Genomic DNA, 22,788 nt, shown 5'->3' with positions numbered 1-22,788 from the left:
TTTTTGATTCCACCTGAACCATATTCATCTCTTTTTACATTGATTCGTCGAAGGTGGATTTAAGTTTTGTGCCAGCGTTGTGATCCCGGTATTGTCCGGGTGTCATGCCTTCCTGCTTTCGGAAAGAGCGAATGAAGTTCTGAGAGTTGTTATATCTTAATTTGGCTGCAATATCTTTAATGGGCATATCAGTTTCCTTCAGCCATTTTTTCGCCATTTTAAATCGGTACATCGTTAAATATTCACTGAAATAGTACTGGGTCTCCTTGCGGAAGACACTGCTGATATAGTTGGCATTATAATGCAGACGTGAAGCACATTCTTCTAAAGTAAGATCTGTATCGTAATCATGTTGTATCAAATCAATGATCTTCTCGGAGATGTTGTGATATTGAGCATTTTGTCTGCTGTTAAAAATCTTGATCATCGGATAAATGACCATGCTCCAGAACCAATCTTCAATTTCCGTTACAGTATGAAGGTCATGCAGCTCCTCAAATATGGAACCATTGGCATGATAAATCTGAGTTAAGCTAATACCGGATTCCTGCATCATAATGAGTAAATTATTTAGTAAGCGCGTCAACGGAATCTGGTATTCCTGTGGTGAAAGCTCATGAGCAAAGATAGATTTGAAGAGCAAATGAATGAGTTCCTTTGCTTTATCTGTTTCAGCTAATTTGATAGCGTCCAGTAAGTCATTTTCTTTATGAGTAGGGTAGTTCAAATTCAGATAGTGCTTGCCAGAGTTAATATTTTCATACTGGATAATGACACCTTTACCAAGTTTGATCCGGTGCTTCAGTGCTTCGAGTCCCTCTCTGTAAGCCGTGGATAATTTGTCAAAGGTGTTGAAGGGAAGGCTTAGACCGATGCTCACCTGAAGCTTTAGGTAGTTGTTTATCTCCTGCTGCAGCTTCTCAGTTAACGAATATAATGTCTTGTGAAAAGACTCGGTATCACTGTCTGGACTCCCTAATAAGACGACAACTGCATGATCCATAATTACAGGAGCCAGTCGTTGTTCAGGGCAGACTAACTCTTCAATTATATTGTGGGCAGCGAATAATAAGAGATTAAGATCTTTTTTCTCATAGCTGGAATCATCGGCAAAATCGATCGACAACGTAATCACAGCCATCGTCTTCCATTCTTCAAGCTGCTTATGATAGCCGAATTGTTCCAGCTCTTCGTGCAGATCGCGCTTCTTGACGTTGCCATGGAAAGCATTGATTAGGAAGAAGGTTCGAACCTGTTGGATATGCTGACGGACTTCTTTTTCCAGCTGTGATTTGGATTGGAATAAAGAATGAACTTGTTCTCCGATAAACTGAAACTCATTCGTATGTCTGGATTTGATGTCGGGTTTGCGTTGGCCCATTTGATTGAGCAGTCTTTCAATGGGGGTGTACATCCGTCTTGATCCGATCCATGCCAAAAGAATAGACAATAGAAGCATAAAGGTACACACGAATATCGTAAACAGGCTAATTTTTTTGGATTCTTTCGTTAAACTTTCCATGGATGTGACCGAAAGATAGACCCAGCCATTCATCTGAGAGCGCATGTAAGTGACAGAGTAATCCTTCTTGTGGATCATGGTCTTAAACTGACCTGAAAGTTTAGATGGATTAGAAATGAAAGAATCTTCAGTGAATCCGCCTTCTTTCATTGGTTTTCCGATCAAGTTGCGGTCCGGATGGAGCAGGAATCGACCTGTCTTATCCAGAACGATAATATCGTCGAGGAGCTGTACATCCGAGTTAATGAAATCCTGAAGACTGCAGACAGGAATATTAGCTAAGGCGAGCCCATATTTTTGCAGCTTATTGGTTGGGAGTTTCTTGATGAGACTAATGCTGTAGTTACAGCCTGTGACGTTAATGCTTTCCTCACTGTAAAATATGGAGGACGGGTTCAGGATCCAAGAGGTATCTTCGGCAATATTCATTAAGTTTGTGAGCTGCGCATGGTCCTTGTACTCATTTAAGCGATAAACACCAGAATTTTTGATCATCCAATTTTGCTGCTGATTTAATAAGATGACATCTTCCAGCTTCGTATCGAAGGACTGCATATTGCGAATTTCGTTTCTTAAATCATTGTATAAAATGAAATCGGTTTCATTTAAAGGGTTGTTTAGTGCTTTTTTTAATACACTAGAGTTGATCACTTGGTTTAATGTTTGATTGACAGTTGTTAACTTATGTTCTACATTTGAGGTGATTTGTAAGATTAGTTCCATTTTGCTGTTGTTAACGTTTTTTTGAATTTCTTTTGATGATGTGAAGTATGAAAAAGAACCGATGAACAACACAGGCAGTGTGCTAATTACAAAGGCAAACATCGTTAGCTTACTTAGAAAGCTTAATGGTCTCACTGGACTCAGCACCTTTACTTATGAAGAAGTAGACACTTGATCTAAGTGTATGTAACATGTTAGGAAATAACAATAATCATCTTGTTCTGTGATAATCATTAGCTCTAATTATGCTTATAAATTGTAAAATTTTCAAGATATAGAGTGATAATCCTTACAATACCTAGGAGGCCACAGAAATGTCTAAAGTATCTATGGGTAAAAGGGCAACGCTGTATTTCTGCTTATTTACCATGCTCGTCTTTACTTTTTTAAGCGCTTGCAACGATAAAGAGTTTACCGGATCCGGTCAAGATGTGGCTCGGCCGAGTATCTCAATTTTGGCACCCCTTCATTTTCCACAACAGCCTTCGAAAGAGATTATGGCGGAGATTGAAAAATTGACAGGCGTGAAGCTCGATATAAGATGGGTTCCAGAGGGGGTCTACACGGATAAGATGAACACTGCTTTGACGACTAATTCCCTCGGAAAGGTCACATTTGTAAAATTTTCAGACTATAATCTGGTGAAAAATGCTATTCGTTCGGATGCCTTTTGGGAGATTGGACCTTATCTTCAGGAGTTCTCCAATCTTAAACAACTGAACCCCGCCATTCTTAAGCAGACTTCTGTAGATAGTAAGATCTATGGCCTATATACGGAACGCCCCTCTTCCAGACAGGGAGTCATTATTCGTAAGGATTGGCTCGACAATCTCCATTTAAATAATCCACAAACACTGGATGAACTGTATGAGGTCATGAGGCAATTTACATACAACGATCCAGATCAGAATGGCAAACAGGATACCCTTGGACTAGTCGATCGAAATGATCTTGTGTATGGGGTATTCAAGACGTTAAGTTCGTATTTTGGTACACCGAATAATTGGAAACTAAAGAACCATCAATTCGTTCCTGAATTTGTGACCGCTCAGTATAAGAACACCATGAATTTCATGAAGAAATTATATGATGAGAAAATCATAAATCAGGATTTTGCCCTAACGAGCAAAGAAGTGCAACGTGATAAGTTCATAAATGGCATTGCTGGCGTATTTATTGGCAGTATGACAGATGTTCAGCGGCTTTCTATTGAAGCTCAGAATTTGAATCCGAAAGCAGAACTTACGTTAATCAATCGGATCAAAGGGCCTGAAGGATATAAAGTGTGGTCGATTCCCAATTATAACGGACTCTATCTCTTTTCCAAAAAAGCCATTGCGACGGAGGATGAACTCCGCCAGGTACTCGAATTCTTTGATCAAACCATGGATAAAGATGTAGCGAATATAATGATGTATGGGTTTGAAGGACGCCATTATAAGCTTGAGGAGGGAAAAATCATTCTTCCCGAGGAGACCTCAGAGCTGCGGGTGAAGGAAGTGAATCCGTTATATTCTTTGATGATTGCAGACATTAGTAATAAGAACATTATGGAGGTGGCTCAGAAGGAGCAATTGACCTCACTTGCGGATCAGCTAAGTAAAGATAATGAATCTTTTTTGGTCGACGATCCGACTGTTTCTCTAAGTTCATCTACCTATGATGAGAAGAATGTAGAATTGTCTACCATTATTGTAGATGCTACGTACAATTACATATTAGGCAATATAACCGCTGAGGGATTTCAGAAGGAAGTTGAGAAGTGGAGAGCTAGCGGAGGAGATCTGATTATTAAGGAATATGGTGAGGCTGAGCTTGGGATAGAAAAATAAATGGGTTAGTTTGATCCACTGCGGATGACGCGGTGGATTTTTTTGTGTTATCACCATAATCATTTGCTCAGATCCCTTTAAGAACAGGGCTTTATGGGGAAATGATTGTTTTCGTAACCTTGCGGGCGATGTAACGTGTAACTCGTAACCAATACAAATTATGGAGGTCAAAATGGTATGAAGAAGAAATCCTTCACCATGTTGTTGACAGCACTGTTAGCGTTCAGCACATTGTTAGCTGGATGTGGTGGTAACAACAATCAAGCAAGTTCTGAAACTGCAAGTGGTGAGAGCACTGCTAAGCCGGTTGAGACAGAAGTACCTAAAGAAGAAGTGAAAGCAGGACCGGCAGAAATTAAGATTATGCTTCCATTAAATACTACAGAAACACCACCCGACAGAATAAAAATTGAGCTTGAAAAATTGACTAATACCAAGTTAACTTATCAATTCTATCCGGCAGATACGTATGAAGAAAAGCTGAATTCATCCTTTGCTACGGGTTCACTGCCACAAGTAACCTATTTGAAGAATCAAACCACCTTTATTCAAATGAAAGACGCGATTAAAGACGGTCAGTTCTGGGAAATAGGTCCTCTTTTAAGCGAGTTCCCTAATTTGAGTAAATTGAAACCGGAAATTCTGAATAACACGAAAGTGGATGGCAAGCTGTACACCTTGTATATCGGCCGCCCACTAGCACGCCAAGGGATCATTTACCGTAAGGACTGGGCAGATAAGCTGGGACTTAAAGCACCGGCTAATGTAGATGAATTACTGGCTATGGCTAAAGCATTCACAGAACAAGATCCAGATGGTAATGGCAAGAAGGACACCACTGGTATTATTGACCGGAATGAATTAACCTACGGTGCTTTCAAAACAGTATCCTCCTGGTTTGGTACACCGAACACATGGGGCGAAGTGGATGGCAAATTAGCACCTGACTTTACGTTCCCGCAGTATATCGATACGATGGATTTTTTCAAAAAAGTACGTGATAGCGGCTACATGAACCAAGATTTCGCGGCTACAAGTAAAACAGATGCGGTGAATATGTTCACCAGTGGTAAAGGCGGCCTTTATATCGGGGGCTCCATGCAGGATATCGATTCTCTGAATAAAGATACTATCAAGAATTTCCCGGATGCAGTTCTGGACACACATAGTATGGTTGCAGGACCGGATGGAAAGTTTGCGCAATGGATGATTCCTGGGTATAACAACGTCGTCTTGTTCCCTAAATCTGCTGTAAAAGATGAAGCAGAGCTGAAGAAGATTCTTGCTTTCTTTGATCAGATGATGACCCCTGAAGTTGCAAACTTGATGTATTGGGGCATTGAAGGCGTTCATTATACCGTTGAAGACGGTAAAGCGAAGCCTGGCGATGATAAAGAGCTGATTGAGCGTGAGGTAAAGGGCTTTAAGGATAGTGTTATTGGAGAATATGAAACGAATGGCATGTACCAAAGCTATAACGTGCTGCCAGGTCGAATCCACGCCGAAGAATTAGTTCTTGAGAATGTGAAAGTGGGTGTACCTGACCCAACTGCTGCGATGGACTCTCCTACTTATACAGAAAAAGGTGTTGAACTCCAACAAATCATTACCGATGCGACCTACAAGTATATCTATGGACAGATCGATAAGGCTGGATTTGAGAAAGAAGTGGAGAATTGGAAGAGCCGTGGCGGAGCTAAAATCATTGAAGAGTATAACGCATTGTACAAGAAATAGATTCTCGCAGAAAAAGGTTGTTGATCCTGTTTCAACAACCTTTTTTTAAACACATGGTGAAATAAAAAGTTTGAATAAAGAAGGAGAAAGGAAGAGAACCATGCAGGAACTCACCGCACAGCCAGCCCCACAACCAAAGCGTATATATAAGAGTAACAGTGAACTAAAAAAGCGGCTGTGGAGAAATAAATGGCTCTATGTCATGCTAACGCCGGGTGTACTGTACTTTATTATCTTTAAATATTTACCTATGTATGGATTAATTATCGCCTTTCAAGATTACAAGCCCTACCAAGGAATCACGGGCAGCAATTGGGTAGGGATGAAGCATTTTAGCAGGTTGTTCACAGAACCGGACTTCTTAAATATTTTAGTGAACACACTGATCCTGTTTGGATTGAATATTCTTATTTATTTTCCAATACCGATTATATTAGCCCTGATGCTGAATGAGCTTCGAGGTACATTTTTCAAGAGAACGTTTCAGACCCTATTCTATTTACCCCATTTTATGTCGTGGGTTATCGTCGTCTCCATCTCCTTCGTTATGGTTACGATGGACGGAGGCATTGTCAACGAACTGCTGGCTTATTTTGGCTTTGAAAAAATCAACTTCCTGCTTAACCCAAGCTGGTTCAGACCGATGTACATTATTCAGGTCATTTGGAGAGAAGCGGGCTGGGGAACGATTATTTATTTGGCTGCTATTGCTGCAATTGATCCAGGACTCTATGAAGCAGCACGTATGGATGGAGCTGGCCGGCTCAGACAAGTCTGGCATATTACACTTCCAGCGATTCGAGGCGTAATTATCACCTTGTTTATTTTGAAAATCGGTTCCGTTCTGGATCTTGGATTTGAACATGTCTATCTGCTGCTTAACTCCATGAATCGAGAGGTCGCGGAAATTATTGATACGTATGTATACACCGCAGGGCTAAGACAAGGACAGTTTAGTTACAGCACAGCCATTGGATTCTTTAAATCTATTGTTGGTTTGATCATGGTCATGACGGTGAATAAAATCTCCAAGAAAATGGGAGAAGAAGGCGTTTATTGATACGTTGTAGGAGGAATCGAAATGGTAGAGGATAAAACAATCGGTGGTAGAATTTTTGCAGCAATAAATTTTACGCTGTTAGCCATTATTGCTTTGGTGACGGTGCTCCCTTTTGTGCATGTTGTAGCAGGATCTTTCACAACTAGTGCCGAGATTGCAGCGAATAAATTTGTGCTAATTCCAAAAGTATGGAGTCTCGAAGCGTACAAGTTCATTTTTTCTACGAACACATTATTTAAAGCGATGGGAGTTTCCATCGGGGTCACAGTAATCGGAACAATCTTCAGTATGTTTATTACCTCTCTGATGGCTTACGCGCTGGCTAGAAAAGATCTGGATGGACGTAAGGTGGTTAACTTCCTGGTCGTATTCACGATGCTATTTCATGGAGGAATGATTCCAACGTTCTTGGTAGTAAAGGAATTAGGTCTTATCGACTCTTATGCAGCACTCATTCTACCTTCAGCCATTAGTGCTTTTAACATGATTATCTTAAAGAACTTTTTTCAAAATATCCCTGAGGGCTTGGAGGAATCCGCAAAAATCGATGGCTGCAACGACTTCGGCATTTTGTTCCGGATTGTCCTGCCCTTATCCCTGCCAGCCTTAGCGACTATTGGATTGTTCTATTCGGTTACGTATTGGAATACGTACATGAGCGCTATTCTGTATCTGGATGATAGTGCGAAATGGCCAATTCAAGTGCTGCTCAGACAAATCGTTGTCCTTGCAAGTGGTATGGACCATAGTGCTACGCTTGATGCAACCGTTCCACCACCGGATCAAACGATTAAGATGGCTGTCATCGTGGTAGCTACCCTGCCCATTCTCATGGTGTATCCGTTCCTGCAGAAGCATTTTGCCAAAGGTGCCATGTTAGGTTCTATGAAGGGCTAATAAGAGGAAAAGAGAGATTATTCTTTGGAAGGAGCTTGGAGATGACTGGCAGGATACCAACAACACCAATGGATTGGGCAAAAAAGGCATGCGATTCTTTAATGGACACTTACAGAGCGGGAGAGCTTCCTCCAGCACATCGTTGGCATTACCATCAAGGTGTATTTCTGTGTGGTATGGAGCTTATGTGGAAGGCTTATCATGAAGATCGCTATATTAACTATATTCAGGAATACGTGGATGATTTGGTAGATGAATATGGTAACTTTTATTTCGCCCGCGATGAGCTGGATGCTGTTCAAGCTGGACAACTGCTGTTTAATCTTCATAAACGGACAGGTAAACTCAAGTATCGCATTGCTGCCGAGAAGCTGAAGAATTTATTGCTTACGTTAAACAAAACCTCTGAAGGTGGGTATTGGCATAAGGATAAATATGCTAACCAAATGTGGTTAGATGGGCTTTATATGGCAGGCGTATTCTCGTTAAAATATGCGAATGTCTATGGTGATCCTAGCTTGCGTGATACAGTTCTCCATCAAGAGATGTTAATGCGTAAGTATATGAAAGATGAGACAACCGGGTTATTGTATCATGCTTGGGACGAGAGCCGCCGGATGCCATGGTCAAACCCGGAGACAGGGTGCTCACCGGAATTCTGGAGCAGATCGCTGGGCTGGTATGGTCTCGCCTTATCACAATTTCTTGATCTGTTGGCCGTCCAAGATCCAGCACGAGCTGAATTATCTTCTACTTTACGAGAATTCGTAGATGCCCTTATTCGTTATCAAGATCCGGTAAGTGGGCTTTGGTATCAGGTCGTAGATAAGGGGCATGAGCCGGATAATTGGCTGGAGAGCTCAGGTTCATGTTTATTCGTCTACACAATTGCCAAAGCAGTGAAGCATGGCGTTGTAAGCGATGTGGAAGTTGCTACAGCCGCGGCTAGAAAAGGTTATGAAGGGTTAATCCGAACCATTCAGTGGGATGAGCAGGATAGATTAATCTTGCCAGACATTTGTATTGGTACTTCGGCCGGGGATTACGAGAGTTACGTCACGCGGCCTAAAGTTAAAAATGATTTACATGGCGTAGGCGCGTTGGTGATGGCTTGTGTTGAGATGGAGAGCTTAATCCAAGAGTGATTCATGTGTATCCTTAAATTTAATGATATTCAGGGGGTTGGGATGAAGAGATCACATTGGGCAATCCGTACAGCTGACTCTATCATGGCAAGGACACCAAAGCTCTATGAAGATAAAGGCTACAACGGAAGCTGGACCTATGACTATGGTGTCATATTGAATGGATTTGAATGGCTGTGGAAGATAACCGGGGATGCGAAGTATCTGCAATTCATTCAAGGTCAGCTGGATTACTTTATTCAGGAGGATGGCAGCGTTAAGGGCTATCATTTGGATGAGTACAATATCGATCACATCAATAACGGGAAATTATTATTTACGCTATATAAAGAAACCAAGCAAGAAAAATATAAACAAGCGGCTGCATTATTTAGAAAGCAACTAGAGACACATCCGCGAACCTTGGAAGGTGCTTTTTGGCATAAAAATATTTATCCCTATCAAATTTGGTTAGATGGTCTTTATATGGGTGCGCCTTTCTATTTAGCCTACTTGCAAGCTTTTGAAGAAGGGCAGGGGCTTGAAGACGTGACGAAACAGTTTATCTTGTGTGAGAAGCATACGAAGGATTGGGAAACAGGCCTGCTATACCATGCATGGGATGAACAGCGTATTCAGCCTTGGTGTGACCCCGAAACAGGCTGCTCCCCTAACTTTTGGGCGCGATCACTGGGTTGGTATCTTATGGCTCTAGTAGATGTTCTAGAATTATTGCCGAGTGGGCACTCCGATTATCCAGAGCTGATGCGTATTCTAAACGATACTTTATCTGCTGTGAAGAAATATCAGGATACTGAGTCCGGAGTCTGGTATCAAGTGATGAATCTGGGAGAACGCAAAGGGAACTATCTAGAGGCTTCCGCCTCCAGTATGATAGTGTACGCTATGGCAAAAGGTATTCGATTAGGCGTATTAGAGGCTAGTTGGTACGAACCGTTAGATTACGCCTTCCAAGGACTTATCGCCGAATTTGTACTCGAAACCAAAGAAGGCTGGGTCAATCTAAATAAGAATTGCCAAGTAGCAGGGTTAGGTGGAGCAGATCAACGCGACGGTACTTTTGCTTATTACATTAGCGAGCCTATTGTCACTAACGACCAAAAGGGTGTCGGTGCTTTCTTGCAAGCTTGTGTGGAGTACGAGCAATTAAGAGGCTGGATCTGATATAGAATAGGAGGGCTATAAAATGTCCGTATATAATATTGAGGATTTTGGAGCGCTTAAGAATAGCGGGATGTTAGCGACAGAAGCAATTACGCTTGCGATTGAAGCGGCAAGTGAGGCTGGTGGAGGAACTGTGTATGTGCCAGCAGGTACTTACTATACGGGTGCGATTGTTATGAAAAGCAATATTGAATTAAATTTAAATCCGGGAGCGATCCTTTCATTCAGTACGAATCCGGTGAATTATCCAGCTGTGGAATGTAGATGGGAAGGAGTGAAGCAGCAGGTTCATACGCCTTGTATTCATGGAAAAGGTTTAGTCAATGTATCGATTACCGGAAGCGGAACTATTAATGGTAATGGCAAAGCATGGTGGGATGTATTTCGGAACCGCCCTGAAGAGCTGAAGTACCCCCGTCCGACTTTGATTGGATTTGATAGCTGTCAGCGTGTAACGATTAAGGATGTCTCGCTAGTGAATTCTCCAAGCTGGACCGTTAATCCTGTGGGCTGCTATAATGTGACGCTTGATAATCTGTCCATTAATAACCCGGCTGATTCTCCGAATACAGATGGTATTAATCCAGAATCTTGTACGAATGTTCGGATTAGTAACTGCAATATTGATGTGGGTGATGACTGCATTGCTATCAAAGCGGGAACTGAAGATACGAAAGAGCGCATTCCATGCGAGAATATCACGATCACCAATTGTACCATGGTTCATGGGCATGGGGGAGTTGTACTCGGAAGTGAAATGAGCGGAGATATTCGTAATGTAACCATCAGTAACTGTGTCTTTAAACAAACCGATCGTGGCATACGTATGAAATCAAGACGTGGACGCGGAGGGACGATTGAAGATATTCGGATCAGTAATATTGTAATGGAAGACGTCATTTGTCCGTTCACACTAAATCTATACTATTTCTGTGGACCTCGCGGGAAAGAGAAGTATGTATGGGACAAAAATCCTTATCCGATTACAGATGAAACGCCATGCTTTAGACGAATTCATTTCGCCAATATTACCGCACGTAATGTTCATGCATCTGCGGGATTCTTATATGGACTTGCGGAGCAGTATGTTTCGGAGATTACTTTTACAAATATTGATATCTCGATGGCACACAATGCAGTTCCCGGGCATCCGGATATGATGACAGGGATCGAGAACATGAACAATCGCGGATTTTATCTGGGCAATGCCAGGGATGTACAATTTCATCAGGTGACCATCGAGAATCATGAAGGACCTGCTTTTTATATTGAAAATGGCGAAGCCATAGAGATCATGAATTGTCATTCGAAGAACACGAGCAAGCCAGAAAAACTAGTAGAACAAGTTACAGTTTCGCGCACAGAACAGAAGGTGTGTCCGTAAGGGGGGGGCCATGGAGCCTGATAAACTGAAGGAACTGTTGGGCGATCTTCCGGCGGATAAGCCGATTTCGGTAACTGTGATGAACCAAGAGGAGCGGGACGGATATAGCCTGGAATCCCTTTTACTGGATCTTAATGGAATTGAACAGGTGCCTGCTTACGTAGCAGTCCCTTTGGATAAGGAAGGGCCGTTTCCACTAGTTGTCTTTAATCATTCTCATGGAGGGAATTACGCGAATGGACGCAATGAGTTTATTCGGAGTAGTTCTTATTTGCAACAGCCCTCTTTTGCTAAAACGCTAACGGAGTTGGGGTATGCAGCTTGCTGTATCGACATGTGGGGATTTAATGAGCGTGGTGGCAAAACGGAGAGTGAGTTAGTGAAGGAAATGCTGTGGCAGGGGCAGGTCATGTGGGGCATGATGTTATATGACAATATTCGTATGTTAGATTACATGTGCCAACGTGAGGATATTGATACATCACGAGTTGCAACAATCGGTATGTCCATGGGTGGTTTGATGGCCTGGTGGCTGGCTGCATTAGACGAACGAGTCGGGGTGATTGTCGATATTTGTGGTCAAGTAGATGCGCATACCCTAATGGCTGTAAGAGGACTAGATCACCATGGTTACTATTCTTATGTGCCCGGGCTATTGAAGCATTTCACAACGCTCGATATTCAAAAGCGGATCGTTCCCCGCCCGCGAATGAGCCTGGTAGGCAGAAATGATCGCCTATGTCCCGCTGAAGGAGTAGAACTCTTGGATAAGGGGCTGTCCGAAGCTTATCAAACGGCAGGGAAATCAGAACATTGGCAACCTGTCATTTCAAGTGGCGGGCATATGGAGACTGTGGAAATGCGGACTTTATGGCAGCGATTTTTGGCGAAGTATCTATAAAATCCATAGAAGGGAACTGAACCAACGATGCTAGTAGTAGGCAAAGAATCCTTTTGCGACTATCACAACATTCAAGAAGCGATAGATTTGCTAGAGCGCGAGCCACCGGACCAGGCAGATACGCTTTATATTTTGTCAGGCATCTATAATGAGACAGTTAGGATTTATCGTTCTTATTTAACGATCATAGGGATTGGCCTCGTGGAAATAACCATGAATCGTTATGCCAAAGAGCGTGATGAAGCGGGTGAAGAAATCAATACGTTTGCTACACCAACGTTATTTCTGGGAGGTACCAACCTGGTCTTAGAGAACCTGGTGATTACCAACAGTGCTGGGCAGGGAGAACATATTGGTCAGGCGATAGCCGTTTATGCCCATTGCGACCAAACCGTGTTCAGAGATTGTATCTTCAAAGGGCATCAAGACACGTTGTTCACAGGGCCTTTGCCACCTGCTCCTCGAGAGCGAGGGGCATTCGGAGGTGTTCCGCTGAGAGAACATCATGCCCAGTATCATCAGTTGTATCAGCATTGCTATATAGAAGGAACGATTGATTTTATTTTTGGTAGCGCAGCGGCTTATTTTGATCAATGTGAAATCCGCAGTTTACGTCATTATGAAAACAATACAGGGTATATAACAGCTGCCTCCACACCCGAGGGACAACCACATGGTTATATTTTCAAGAATTGCTTCTTAACAGCCGAACCTGATATTGCTCCAGTGTTTCTAGGACGTCCTTGGCGTGAGTACGCTAAGACTGTATTTGTGGGTTGTCAGATGGGCTCGCATATTCATTCTTTAGGCTGGGATAACTGGAATAATGTTGCTAATGAGCTAACCGTAAGTTATCAGGAATTTGGCGTGAATGATGCTGCTAATGTGCGAAAGCAACGTGTTCCCTGGGCGGATTGCTTTGAGGAAGGGGAAGAAGCGCTGGATAAAGAGTTTGTTTTTGCTGGGACGGATTTTTGGAAGCAGATACTGTAATTGACTAGTCTATAAAGAGCGGCAGTCTTGGACGAGTGAACCAAAGTCCTAGGCTGCCGTTTTTAATGAATGAGCTCTTTATCGTTTATTCTTTTGTTTTCTTTTGAAATATGTCCAAGAGTAATAGATCAACCAAAATACCATAGGAACTATTAAAACATAAGGTCTTTGGATTGCTGGAAGAATGTAAAATAAAAATAGCCCAATTAATATCGTTGGCAGCAATAGAATAAAATACTTTTTCCAATGCATGATTGTCCCCTCCCTTTTGCCTAATACTAAAAATATCTTGCTTGCTTTAAATGTTAATGCCCTCGTCACGAAACCTTACAAAAGTGTTAGGTGACTGTCATCTAGATCAATGGCATCAACCTAGCAGCTTCTCTATACTAATTCATTGATAGGATTAATTTAAAGGGGGAGTTGGTCGTGAGGTTTTTTGAAATGCTGTTATTCTTTTCAAGTGTTAGTTTTTTGGCACTCCAGTTCATTTTAAATCAACGTATTCGAAGACCTGCTTTGCTCCTGACAAGCGGAGCAGGCTCCATTTTTTTAGTGATACATTTGCTTGTCGAAGGATACAGGGTTCAGCTTGTATTTTTATACGGATTTACGATCCTGATGCTTATGCTTTCGCTTACAGACGTTTTCATAAAGCGGAAAGTCGCTCGGACTGCCTCGCGAATTCGTAGGGTGTTGGGCCGCTTTTTTATCGTGATTGGGCTAATTGCAACGGGGTGCTTCCTATATGTGTTTCCTGTATTCGACATTCCGGCGCCATCCGGCGAGTTGCAGGTAGGCACGAAAATCTTTCATTTCATAGACCAAAACCGGGAGGAAACATTTAGCAAAACCGCGACAGGCAAGAGAGAATTGATGGTTCAGGTATGGTATCCGGCTCAAGATGGCACAGGCAAGTACGCTCCCTTTATTCCAGATACCCAGATTTTACGTTATATGGCTACGAACTATGGCCTTCCCGGGTTTACTTTACAACACCTAAAGTACGTATCCAGTCATGCGTATTCGGGGGCTGAAGTCTCTTCTGCACAAACTTCATACCCACTGATCCTTGCGAATCCCGGCTTCGGCTCTTCCAGGTTCCTCCACACGGCGCAAGCTGAATATCTCGCAAGTCACGGATATATCGTGGCAGTGATTGACCACACCTACAATACATTTGCAACCGAGTTTCCGGACGGTCGAATCATGACCAGCACAACCAACGATTTATTCTCGCCTGACCATGATTACCAGGCGGAAAGAGGTAATCGCGACAAGTTAGGTAAAGTTTTAACCGACGATGTGGCGTTTGTACTGGATCAATTGGAGCTCATCCAATCGGGGAAGATTCCAAGTCATCTAAAAGGGAGAATAGATCTCGATAATGTCGGTGTATTCGGTCATTCCATCGGCGGAGCGACGGCCTATGACGCTTCTTACGATCCGCGAATCGCGGTTGGAATAGACTTTGATGGTGGGCTTTATCGTTTGCGTGACAGAGAGGGTCTGCGTAAGCCGTTTTTGTTCATCAACTCGGAAAGCGAATTTGAAAAATTAAAAATGGTGATGGATAACCGGGTCTACACGGATTCAGAGCTTAACCGTATGGGCTCAACAAGAGAGTGGGAGGATAAAGTAACGGAAGATAAAAAGTTGGAGCTTGAACGGATGCGCCAAACAGTCGACGAAGGGGGACAGGTCCTCTATATCGAAAATACGGAGCATTTGAATTTTACCGACATACAGTTCATTTCTCCAATATTCAAAATACTGGGCATTACCGGAAAGATTGCTCCCGAAAGAGCAAACTCCGTTATCAATGCCTATATGCTTGATTTCTTCGATTTGTATCTGAAAAATCAAGGCGGAATCTTAATGAAAGGACCGAATAGCCGCTTTCCGGAGGTGAAGTTCGTAACCTCACTATTATAAATTACGTAACAGGCTGCTGATTTTGATAAGCACCTCTTCAAGTAGACAGGGGTTTGATAAATAACCGTTACTTGAAGGGGAGTTTTTATTTTGTCTAAGTAAACTCGACATTTAATACGTTTCCAATTGAACTACTTTGTAATTCCTCCAAAGTTATGAGATAATAGAGTTTTTCCGTTGATTCTATTTTTCATGGCATACGAGCTATGCCTGATCAAATATTGGAGGTAGGCTTGTTGGCGACACAGTATCCTTTTGAATACGATCGGACCAGACCTTTTATGGAGCAAGTAGGGGAATGGGTCGGCGATGTATTCTATGAAATTCTTCCTGAGGCAGGATTTGAAGTTCGTGATGAACAGATTTACATGGCGTTTCAGGTGGAGCGAGCTTTTGCTGAGAAGAAGACGATTTTTGCTGAGGCAGGGGTCGGTACGGGTAAGACTTTAGTGTATTTGTTATATAGCATTTGCTATGCGCGGTATATGGGTAAACCTGCGATTATCGCCTGTGCGGACGAGTCCTTAATTGAGCAGTTGGTGAAGCCAGAGGGTGATATTGCCAAGCTTGCGAAGCATCTGAATATGAATATCGATGCCAGGCTGGCGAAATCTCCAGATAAATATATGTGTCTGAAAAAGCTGGATCATGCTCGCAACAATGATGATGGGAGCTTGCCGCTGGAGAGTTTGTATGGTACTTTACCTGATTTTGTACATTCTCATGCACCGATGCAGCAGTTCCATGCCTATGGCGACCGTAGGGATTATCCAGATCTGAACGACGAACAATGGAATAAGATTAACTGGGATACGTTTCAGGATTGTTTTACTTGTGATATGCGTCATCGCTGTGGACAAACGTTGTCCCGTGATCATTACCGGAAATCAAGCGACCTGATCATTTGTTCCCACGATTATTACATGGAGCATGTCTGGACTTATGAAGCGCGTAAGCGAGAAGGGCAAATTCCTTTACTTCCAGAGCATTGTGCAGTTGTATTTGATGAAGGGCATTTGTTAGAATCTGCCGCCATGAAGGCGTTAGGCTATAAAATGAAGCATGTCGTCTTTGAAGAATTGATTTCTCGTCTGCTACAGAATGAGATTCGTGAGACGCTCGCGGTACTTATCGATGAAGCGATTATGCAAAGTGAGCAGATGTTTAAATATATTCGTCGTCAATGCCGCACCATTCCTGGATCAGATCGAAAAAGCATTGCGTTAAATGCGTCGCTAATCCGTGAGGTGCATCGCATGCGTAGTGTAATTGCTGCTATCGAAGAAGAATTAGTATTCGAAAGTGGACTGTACACGATTGATGAATATCAGTTGCGAATAGTCGAAGAACGTTTGGAGACCATAGAAATCGCGTTGAGATTGTTTGAGGATTCAGGTGCGTTAATTTGCTGGGCGACGGAAGATAGCGATGGCTTAACACTGTCGGTCATGCCCCGTAATGTTAAGGAAGTACTCCAAGATAGCTTGTTCACGCAAAAAATGCCGATCGTTTTCTCTTCGGCTACATTATCCGTGGATAAATCATTCCAATACTTGAAGGATAGTCTTGGAATACACGACTTCCTGTCTTTCTCGGTAGACTCACCTTATGATTATGAGCACCAGATGAATATCTATGTACCAGAGCTTCGGAGCGGTGATTTTGCTGAGAAAATGGAGATCTCTATGAAGCTTATCCAGCAGACAGAAGGAAGGGCTCTGTTACTATTCCGTACTCGCGAAGAACTTCTGCAGTTCAAGCAGCTCAACTCGCAGAGTGCAGAATCCAGCAAGTATTCTTTCCTCTATGAAGGGGATCAGGAGATCAGCTATCTGATCTCCGCTTTTCAACGGGATGAGCATAGTGTTCTTTGTGCGGTGACACTGTGGGAAGGATTAGATATTCCAGGACCTTCACTATCTAATGTGATCATTTGGTCGCTACCTTATCCTCCGCTTGATCCTGTATTTATGGCAAAACGTGCGGAGACTTCCAATCCTTTTGAAGATGTGGATTTACCTTACATGCTGCTAAGACTTAAACAAGGAATGGGACGTCTGATCAGAACGGGTACGGACCAAGGAATTGTGACGGTACTTGCGGAAGCTGAAGGACAACATCCCGTTCACGAGTATATAACTTCTGTACTCCCGAAGGGAACTAAGCTTCAGAAGCTTGAAGTATAAATTTTAAAATTTAATATAGGAACACAATCGCTCTTTTGGTGAGGTGGATGCTCCGGCATGCTGCTTCTCGAAGGAGTTTTTTTTATGTAAATTCAAGCATAAGGATTCCTAATCTTACGGATAGTATATTGGTATTTAACTTTCGAGCCATGGCGTATTATTGTTGATTCATGGGGGAAGGGAATTACATACCTCCGTCATCTAGAGATTCATACAAGGGGTGTATACGACATGGGGGATTCACAGGGATTATACCAATCAAACAATAAGAAACAAGTTGGTTTTGCACTTGGCATTGGATTAACCTTAATCATTGCATTAGTCGCAAAATATTTAGCAGGCTTTCCATTTCTCTCTATTATGGGCCAATTGGTCATTGCCATCTTAATCGGAATTATTTGGCGGGCAACCGTAGGAGTGCCGGGTACGATCACCCAGGGCACTGATTTTTCCAGCAAAAAGCTGCTACGTCTAGGAATTATCCTACTGGGTATGCGGCTGAATTTAATGGATATTGTTGCTGCAGGTCCGCGGGTATTTCTACTGGCGCTTATTGTAATCGGCTTTACGATCCCAGTTGTATACGGACTTACCCGACTGTTCAAGGTAGATAAACGACTTGGTATCTTAACGGCTTGCGGGACAGCGATCTGCGGTGCGGCGGCGGTGGTGGCGATTGCTCCACAAATCAAAGCCAAAGACGACGAAACTGCTATTGGCGCAGCTATAGTTGCTATTTTAGGTACAATATTCACGTTGCTATACACTTTTTTGTATCCTTTTCTAGGCTTGTCGGATCTAGGCTACGGTGTATTCTCAGGAGCTACCTTACATGAAATTGCTCACGTCATCGCAGCAGCAGATGCTGGTGGGAATGCAGCAGTAGATATGGCGGTTATCGTTAAATTGACTCGGGTAGCCTTACTCGTTCCGGTTGCCATAATAATTGGGATTTGGACGAATCGTGCGGAAAGAAAGGTGCAGGGCGGCCAATCCAAAGCCTCATGGAAAAGCATTCCTATTCCTTGGTTTATCCTCGGTTTCTTACTTGTCAGTGGTTTGAACTCATTAGGGATCGTATCAGCATCAGTGGCAAATGGAATTGTAACGATTGCTTATATGCTAATCGCTATGGCGATGGCTGGACTTGGTTTAAACGTTGATTTGGCGGCATTTAGACGACTAGGGATGAAGTCTTTTGCAGCAGGGCTTATAGGTTCAGTCTTATTGTCTTTCGTTGGATTTACCCTAGTTCACTGGTTTGGACTGGCGTGATTTTTTGCATACTATTGAATTGTAAAAAAGAATTTGCTTCTATTCTCGGTGTAACTGCAGATACACTGAGGTTATACGAGTAACATGATATTGTTAGGCCCACTAAAGATAACAGCAATAATTACAGATATTTTATTGATTTAGATGCAAGAGATTTGCTTATGAGTAGATGGTACAGAAGTATAGGGATTCCATTGCCGGAAGTGGAAAACTTGATGAAGGAGTATTCTTTAGTGCAAGTTACGGGTAGGATGCAATCACTGTGCTTTAAAAGCGAATTAACGACAATTTCCCGGAAAATAATTGAATCTTTTTAAAGACGCAGGGTGGGCAACTCTGCGTCTTTTTTTTGCTGGAGATTAAATCCATTCTTCTTTTAGCAAAGATTTGAGAAGTTCTACGTTAGCTGCCCCAAGCTTGTTAGAGATTTTTTGCTCTAATTCGATTTTGGTGATCATCATTCTTTGATTGCATTCAATCCCCTTCTGGGTAAGGATGATGTTTTTATCACGTTGATTTCCTTTGACTTGGGCGGCTTCCACATAGTTACGGGATAACAGTCCTTGAATGCTCTTATGCGTACCCTGTCTTGAAATATGAATAATTCTACTGATTTCCGAGATCGAGAGCATTTGATGTGTTTCAAGAACTGCTAGGATATGGGATTCTGTCTTGTTGATTTGGTCAGGGTCTTGGTCGGTCACTATTTTACGTAAGGCTAGATGCTTCTCGCTGAGTAAATCAATTAGATTCATTTCTTGCAGATGGTTATCCATGTGAACACTCCTAAATCATCGTTCGTTAATCCAAGTATAAGTCATATATATTTATTGTCAACTTGGTTGACTTAGTTTAAGGTACTGTGATATTGTAATCCGAGTTGACAATATAACAATACTAAGGGAACACTAAGGAGTCTGAGAACAAGATGGGAAGAAACAAAAAAGAAGCATTATTATTTACATTCATCATGTGTGCTTTGATGGTGCTGGGTATGAGTATTTACAATGTAGCTCTGATGGAGGGCTGGTCAGGTACATTAGTTAAAGATGTGATCATCGGCTACATACCTGCGTTTGTAATTGCATTTATTCTGGATGTCTTTGTTGTAGGTAAAGTTGCGAAAGGGATCGCATATAAGCTGGTAAAAGAGAATGATCCGATGATCAAAAAAATAATGTTCATCTCCTTTTTTATGGTAACCGGAATGGTGCTGTTTATGTCCTTCTATGGCGCAGTTCTTCATGTAGGGTTCACCTCAGAACTACCGATGGCTTATCTGTCTGCAATAGGTAAGAATTTCATTGTTGCACTTCCACTGCAAATTCTATTAGTCGGGCCTCTTACACGATTTATATTTGTGAAAATTACTCCAGCTACTGCATAGAGAATGTTTACATCACCATTACGCAAATCTGCAGCGACTCGTAAAGAAATAGCTCGAGTGTTAGCGAAGCTGTTAAAGCTGAGTCAATCATAAGCTATCATCGTATTTCTTGATGAGAATAAAAACACTCTCCAATGCCATGATGGGCAAAGGAGAGCGTTTTGTTCTATGCTTTCTTTTTTATAGGTTCGAGCAGATTTAATACATACTCATTTCAGCTACCCTTGGGACTATCGTTACCTCTTTCTTAATAAAGCGGTGATATGAATAGCAAGGATTGCGTGTTCATCATAAATCCGCCAACCCGAGCTAACTTCACGGTGACTTTCAAATAATCCTTGTGCTTCCCAGTGTGACGCAACGTCCGACTCTTCAGCCCGATTTGTGTAGAAAGCTTATCAATGGTCACAAATCCACTCATAGACAACTTCTGTTCTAAAGATTGATAAGGCGCGCTATGAGAAGTATTTTAGCACTTAACGTTACGTCAATGGCAATAGGAGAGTTGTGAACGTGTACTCGACAAAATTTACATTTCTCATACAAAACTGTGTCCGGTATTTAATGTACAGCTTCTACAATTTAGATATTAGTAAAAAGTACCTATTGCCATATGAGGCTTTATACGGAGGATGATATTGTTGAAGGCTAGGTCTATGCATCTATCAATGAAGTGGAAGTTGATCTTGAGTTTTTCTGCCGTGGTACTATTCTTTCTAGGGGTAGCGCTATACCAAAATTATAAAATCAATCAAGTAGAAATCTCTATGGAAACACAAAAAATGGAGATGGAAAAAAGAATTACAGTATCCAGCATTACTCAACTGCTTCAAGAAATGAATGGTGTGGAAACCTCTCTAGCAGGCTCTAGCGATTTAGAGTTTACCCAACCCTTTAAGGACAAACAGACAAAATTAATGGAACAGTTGGGTAAAGTGGAATTTGAGGCAGATTCGCCAGCGTCTAAGGAGTTAGAACAGCTACGTAATCAAATTGGAGGGTATACGGGTTATTTTGACGGATTAGTGAATACGATACAGGACGAGCAGCTTGATCCCATGGCCGTACTGGAACGAATAGATGAATTACATACGAAAGCATTGGCTATGAATAAAGAGATGCTGGAGACTAATGAGAAACTATACATCGCAGCAGCAGAGAACGCAGAAAGAGCCCAGGATTATTCTTTTGATTTGTTAAATCTGACCAGTTCTATGGGGACTTATGCCGCATTATTAGTATTTGTTTTCACACTTGTTATTGCGGTTATGCTTATTCGGTCCTTTCTGAATCCTATAAATAAGTTGCAAGCGGCTCTACGTAAAATTGCTGAGGGTGATTTGCGGCAGCAGATTAATTCGCCATATCATGATGAACTTGGAAGTTTAAGTCATCATTTTGACCATATGGTGTTGCGGGTACGAGAGATGCTTCAGCAGACTCAATCCGTAGCTTCTTCGCTCGCGACTTATTCGCACTCTTTTCAACAATCTTCATCGATTACCGCTCATACGAATCAAGAAATCGTAAGCACAATACAGGAAATCTCTGTAGGCGCTGAGCAGCAAGCCGGACAATCTGAGCAGAGCGCAAGCTTGATTCAGGAACTGGAACGGGAAGTTCATGAAATTACGGAATATACCGAGGTTATGCTCTCGACCAGTCAAACCGCTAATCACAATACTCGAAAAGGTTCAGAATCCGTCATCGCCTTGCGTGAGGTATCAGAGCACTCCCGTGAGTCTGTGAATAAAGTATATCTTGCTTTAACCAAATTGAGCGACCAATCGAAGGACATCTCCAGAATTACCAAATCGATCACAAATATTTCAAACCAGACCAATATTCTCTCTCTAAATGCAGCGATTGAAGCAGCGCGGGCGGGAGCTTATGGAAAGGGCTTTGCCGTCATAGCTGATGAAGTGAGACAATTATCTGATCAGACCAAAGAATCCTCCGTACATATCAGTCAGATTATTAACGAACTGCAAGCAGGGATGGATGAATTCCAGCAATATATGCTGGAGACCAAAGGAAACCTTGAAGAGCAGGATCAAAAAGTGGCAGAAACGTTGTCTTCATTTGAAGCGATAGATGAATCGATCGTTGAGATTAGTAAGCAGATTGGGCAAATCCATGACAAGGTAGATATGACACAGACTATGAATCGTAGACTCGCAGAGTCTGTTCACAACGTGGCAGCCATTGCTGAGGAAACTGCGGCAGGGGTTCAGGAAGTGAATGCCTCTAGCGTGCAACAGGACAACGCGATCCACGACATTGCCCGTCAAGCTGTTGAGATTAATGAGATTTCGCAAAAATTATTCAAGGAAATCAACGTCTTCAAGATTAATTCGGACATAGTAGACGAGATTATCGTTGGGGATGACAGTGACTCACCTGGCGATGAAACGCTTGAGGAGCGCTCTTATTTGACAATCTCCGCATAGGGGAAGGTTTGATTGACTGCCCGCACATCGGGAGCGACTTGATTCACTAATTCTGTAACGTAAAAGGGTAGCTTAGAGGGGAGATCCTTCTAACTACCTTTTTTTGCGCGTTAAGTGTATTCAATACAGCTATTAAAGGATGTGATCTCCTCTATGTGTGTTTAGTTGTACTTTGTGCAGTTATTTCTCCGAGAAAT

Annotated in this window: 17 protein-coding genes; 14 read left to right on the top strand and 3 right to left on the bottom strand. The window is 42.3% G+C overall.

The window, feature by feature from the left end; all coding sequences use genetic code 11:
• Positions 1–34: 34 nt before the first annotated feature.
• Positions 35–2,380 carry a helix-turn-helix domain-containing protein gene (locus CA600_RS14760; RefSeq protein WP_094870941.1) on the bottom strand — a complete coding sequence of 782 codons (2,346 nt, stop codon included), beginning with the start codon at positions 2,378–2,380 and terminating at the stop codon, positions 35–37.
• A gap of 179 nt (positions 2,381–2,559) precedes the next feature.
• On the opposite strand from CA600_RS14760, the gene CA600_RS14755 reads away from it, so the two are divergent.
• The 12 genes from CA600_RS14755 to CA600_RS14700 all read left to right on the top strand — a co-directional run bounded on the left by CA600_RS14755 (position 2,560) and on the right by CA600_RS14700 (position 18,754).
• Entirely contained in the window at positions 2,560–4,077 is a 1,518-nt protein-coding gene (locus CA600_RS14755; RefSeq protein ID WP_256989857.1) for an extracellular solute-binding protein, read from the top strand.
• A gap of 177 nt (positions 4,078–4,254) precedes the next feature.
• The gene (locus tag CA600_RS14750) at positions 4,255–5,814 is read left to right on the top strand and encodes an extracellular solute-binding protein (RefSeq protein WP_094870939.1); all 1,560 of its coding nucleotides are present in this window, start codon (positions 4,255–4,257) and stop codon (positions 5,812–5,814) included.
• A 100-nt stretch (positions 5,815–5,914) separates the two neighbouring features.
• Positions 5,915–6,874 carry an ABC transporter permease gene (locus tag CA600_RS14745; RefSeq protein WP_094870938.1) on the top strand — a complete coding sequence of 320 codons (960 nt, stop codon included), beginning with the start codon at positions 5,915–5,917 and terminating at the stop codon, positions 6,872–6,874.
• A gap of 21 nt (positions 6,875–6,895) precedes the next feature.
• Complete coding sequence (locus tag CA600_RS14740; RefSeq protein WP_094870936.1) at positions 6,896–7,771, top strand: carbohydrate ABC transporter permease; 876 nt, start codon at positions 6,896–6,898, stop codon at positions 7,769–7,771.
• Positions 7,772–7,812: 41 nt separating this feature from the next.
• Complete coding sequence (locus CA600_RS14735) at positions 7,813–8,916, top strand: glycoside hydrolase family 88/105 protein (RefSeq protein ID WP_094870934.1); 1,104 nt, start codon at positions 7,813–7,815, stop codon at positions 8,914–8,916.
• 42 nt (positions 8,917–8,958) lie between these two features.
• Complete coding sequence (locus CA600_RS14730; RefSeq protein ID WP_094870933.1) at positions 8,959–10,080, top strand: glycoside hydrolase family 88/105 protein; 1,122 nt, start codon at positions 8,959–8,961, stop codon at positions 10,078–10,080.
• Positions 10,081–10,102: 22 nt separating this feature from the next.
• Positions 10,103–11,464 (top strand): glycoside hydrolase family 28 protein, encoded by a 1,362-nt coding sequence (locus tag CA600_RS14725; protein WP_094870931.1) that lies wholly within the window; start codon positions 10,103–10,105, stop codon positions 11,462–11,464.
• 10 nt (positions 11,465–11,474) lie between these two features.
• Positions 11,475–12,365 (top strand): dienelactone hydrolase family protein, encoded by an 891-nt coding sequence (locus CA600_RS14720; RefSeq protein WP_094870929.1) that lies wholly within the window; start codon positions 11,475–11,477, stop codon positions 12,363–12,365.
• A gap of 27 nt (positions 12,366–12,392) precedes the next feature.
• The gene (locus CA600_RS14715; protein ID WP_094870926.1) at positions 12,393–13,358 is read left to right on the top strand and encodes a pectinesterase family protein; all 966 of its coding nucleotides are present in this window, start codon (positions 12,393–12,395) and stop codon (positions 13,356–13,358) included.
• 429 nt (positions 13,359–13,787) lie between these two features.
• Entirely contained in the window at positions 13,788–15,293 is a 1,506-nt protein-coding gene (locus CA600_RS14710) for an alpha/beta hydrolase family protein (protein ID WP_094870925.1), read from the top strand.
• Positions 15,294–15,499: 206 nt separating this feature from the next.
• Positions 15,500–17,479, top strand: a complete 1,980-nt coding sequence (locus tag CA600_RS14705) for an ATP-dependent DNA helicase (RefSeq protein WP_256989856.1) — start codon at positions 15,500–15,502, stop codon at positions 17,477–17,479.
• A 231-nt stretch (positions 17,480–17,710) separates the two neighbouring features.
• Entirely contained in the window at positions 17,711–18,754 is a 1,044-nt protein-coding gene (locus tag CA600_RS14700; protein ID WP_094870923.1) for a YeiH family protein, read from the top strand.
• 359 nt (positions 18,755–19,113) lie between these two features.
• On the opposite strand, the gene CA600_RS14695 is transcribed toward CA600_RS14700, so the two are convergent.
• Positions 19,114–19,530, bottom strand: a complete 417-nt coding sequence (locus CA600_RS14695; protein WP_094870921.1) for a MarR family winged helix-turn-helix transcriptional regulator — start codon at positions 19,528–19,530, stop codon at positions 19,114–19,116.
• A gap of 152 nt (positions 19,531–19,682) precedes the next feature.
• Between CA600_RS14695 and CA600_RS14690 the strand changes: the two genes are divergently transcribed.
• Complete coding sequence (locus CA600_RS14690) at positions 19,683–20,141, top strand: DUF2798 domain-containing protein (RefSeq protein WP_094870919.1); 459 nt, start codon at positions 19,683–19,685, stop codon at positions 20,139–20,141.
• 247 nt (positions 20,142–20,388) lie between these two features.
• On the opposite strand, the gene CA600_RS31245 is transcribed toward CA600_RS14690, so the two are convergent.
• Positions 20,389–20,562, bottom strand: coding sequence for a hypothetical protein (locus CA600_RS31245; protein ID WP_179281627.1), 174 nt, complete (start codon positions 20,560–20,562; stop codon positions 20,389–20,391).
• 235 nt (positions 20,563–20,797) lie between these two features.
• Here CA600_RS31245 and CA600_RS14685 point away from each other — a divergent pair, with 235 nt between their 5' ends.
• Entirely contained in the window at positions 20,798–22,591 is a 1,794-nt protein-coding gene (locus tag CA600_RS14685; protein ID WP_218832782.1) for a methyl-accepting chemotaxis protein, read from the top strand.
• Positions 22,592–22,788 lie beyond the last annotated feature (197 nt).

This window comes from Paenibacillus sp. VTT E-133280 (assembly GCF_002264385.1).
Taxonomy (GTDB): Bacteria; Bacillota; Bacilli; order Paenibacillales; family Paenibacillaceae; genus Paenibacillus_AQ; species Paenibacillus_AQ nitricinens.
Note: the sequence above shows the minus strand (reverse complement) of the source record. Positions and strands in the feature narration are given on the sequence as shown.

Excerpts from the sequence above, each read along its gene's own strand:
- CA600_RS14755 (WP_256989857.1), top strand. The coding sequence starts at position 2,560 with ATGTCTAAAGTATCTATGGGTAAAAGGGCAACGCTGTATTTCTGCTTA.
- CA600_RS14750 (WP_094870939.1), top strand. The coding sequence starts at position 4,255 with ATGAAGAAGAAATCCTTCACCATGTTGTTGACAGCACTGTTAGCGTTC.
- CA600_RS14745 (WP_094870938.1), top strand. The coding sequence starts at position 5,915 with ATGCAGGAACTCACCGCACAGCCAGCCCCACAACCAAAGCGTATATAT.
- CA600_RS14740 (WP_094870936.1), top strand. The coding sequence starts at position 6,896 with ATGGTAGAGGATAAAACAATCGGTGGTAGAATTTTTGCAGCAATAAAT.
- CA600_RS14735 (WP_094870934.1), top strand. The coding sequence starts at position 7,813 with ATGACTGGCAGGATACCAACAACACCAATGGATTGGGCAAAAAAGGCA.
- CA600_RS14730 (WP_094870933.1), top strand. The coding sequence starts at position 8,959 with ATGAAGAGATCACATTGGGCAATCCGTACAGCTGACTCTATCATGGCA.
- CA600_RS14725 (WP_094870931.1), top strand. The coding sequence starts at position 10,103 with ATGTCCGTATATAATATTGAGGATTTTGGAGCGCTTAAGAATAGCGGG.
- CA600_RS14720 (WP_094870929.1), top strand. The coding sequence starts at position 11,475 with ATGGAGCCTGATAAACTGAAGGAACTGTTGGGCGATCTTCCGGCGGAT.
- CA600_RS14715 (WP_094870926.1), top strand. The coding sequence starts at position 12,393 with ATGCTAGTAGTAGGCAAAGAATCCTTTTGCGACTATCACAACATTCAA.
- CA600_RS14705 (WP_256989856.1), top strand. The coding sequence starts at position 15,500 with ATGCCTGATCAAATATTGGAGGTAGGCTTGTTGGCGACACAGTATCCT.
- CA600_RS14700 (WP_094870923.1), top strand. The coding sequence starts at position 17,711 with ATGGGGGATTCACAGGGATTATACCAATCAAACAATAAGAAACAAGTT.
- CA600_RS14695 (WP_094870921.1), bottom strand. The coding sequence starts at position 19,530 with ATGGATAACCATCTGCAAGAAATGAATCTAATTGATTTACTCAGCGAG.
- CA600_RS14690 (WP_094870919.1), top strand. The coding sequence starts at position 19,683 with ATGGGAAGAAACAAAAAAGAAGCATTATTATTTACATTCATCATGTGT.
- CA600_RS31245 (WP_179281627.1), bottom strand. The coding sequence starts at position 20,562 with ATGAGTGGATTTGTGACCATTGATAAGCTTTCTACACAAATCGGGCTG.
- CA600_RS14685 (WP_218832782.1), top strand. The coding sequence starts at position 20,798 with ATGCATCTATCAATGAAGTGGAAGTTGATCTTGAGTTTTTCTGCCGTG.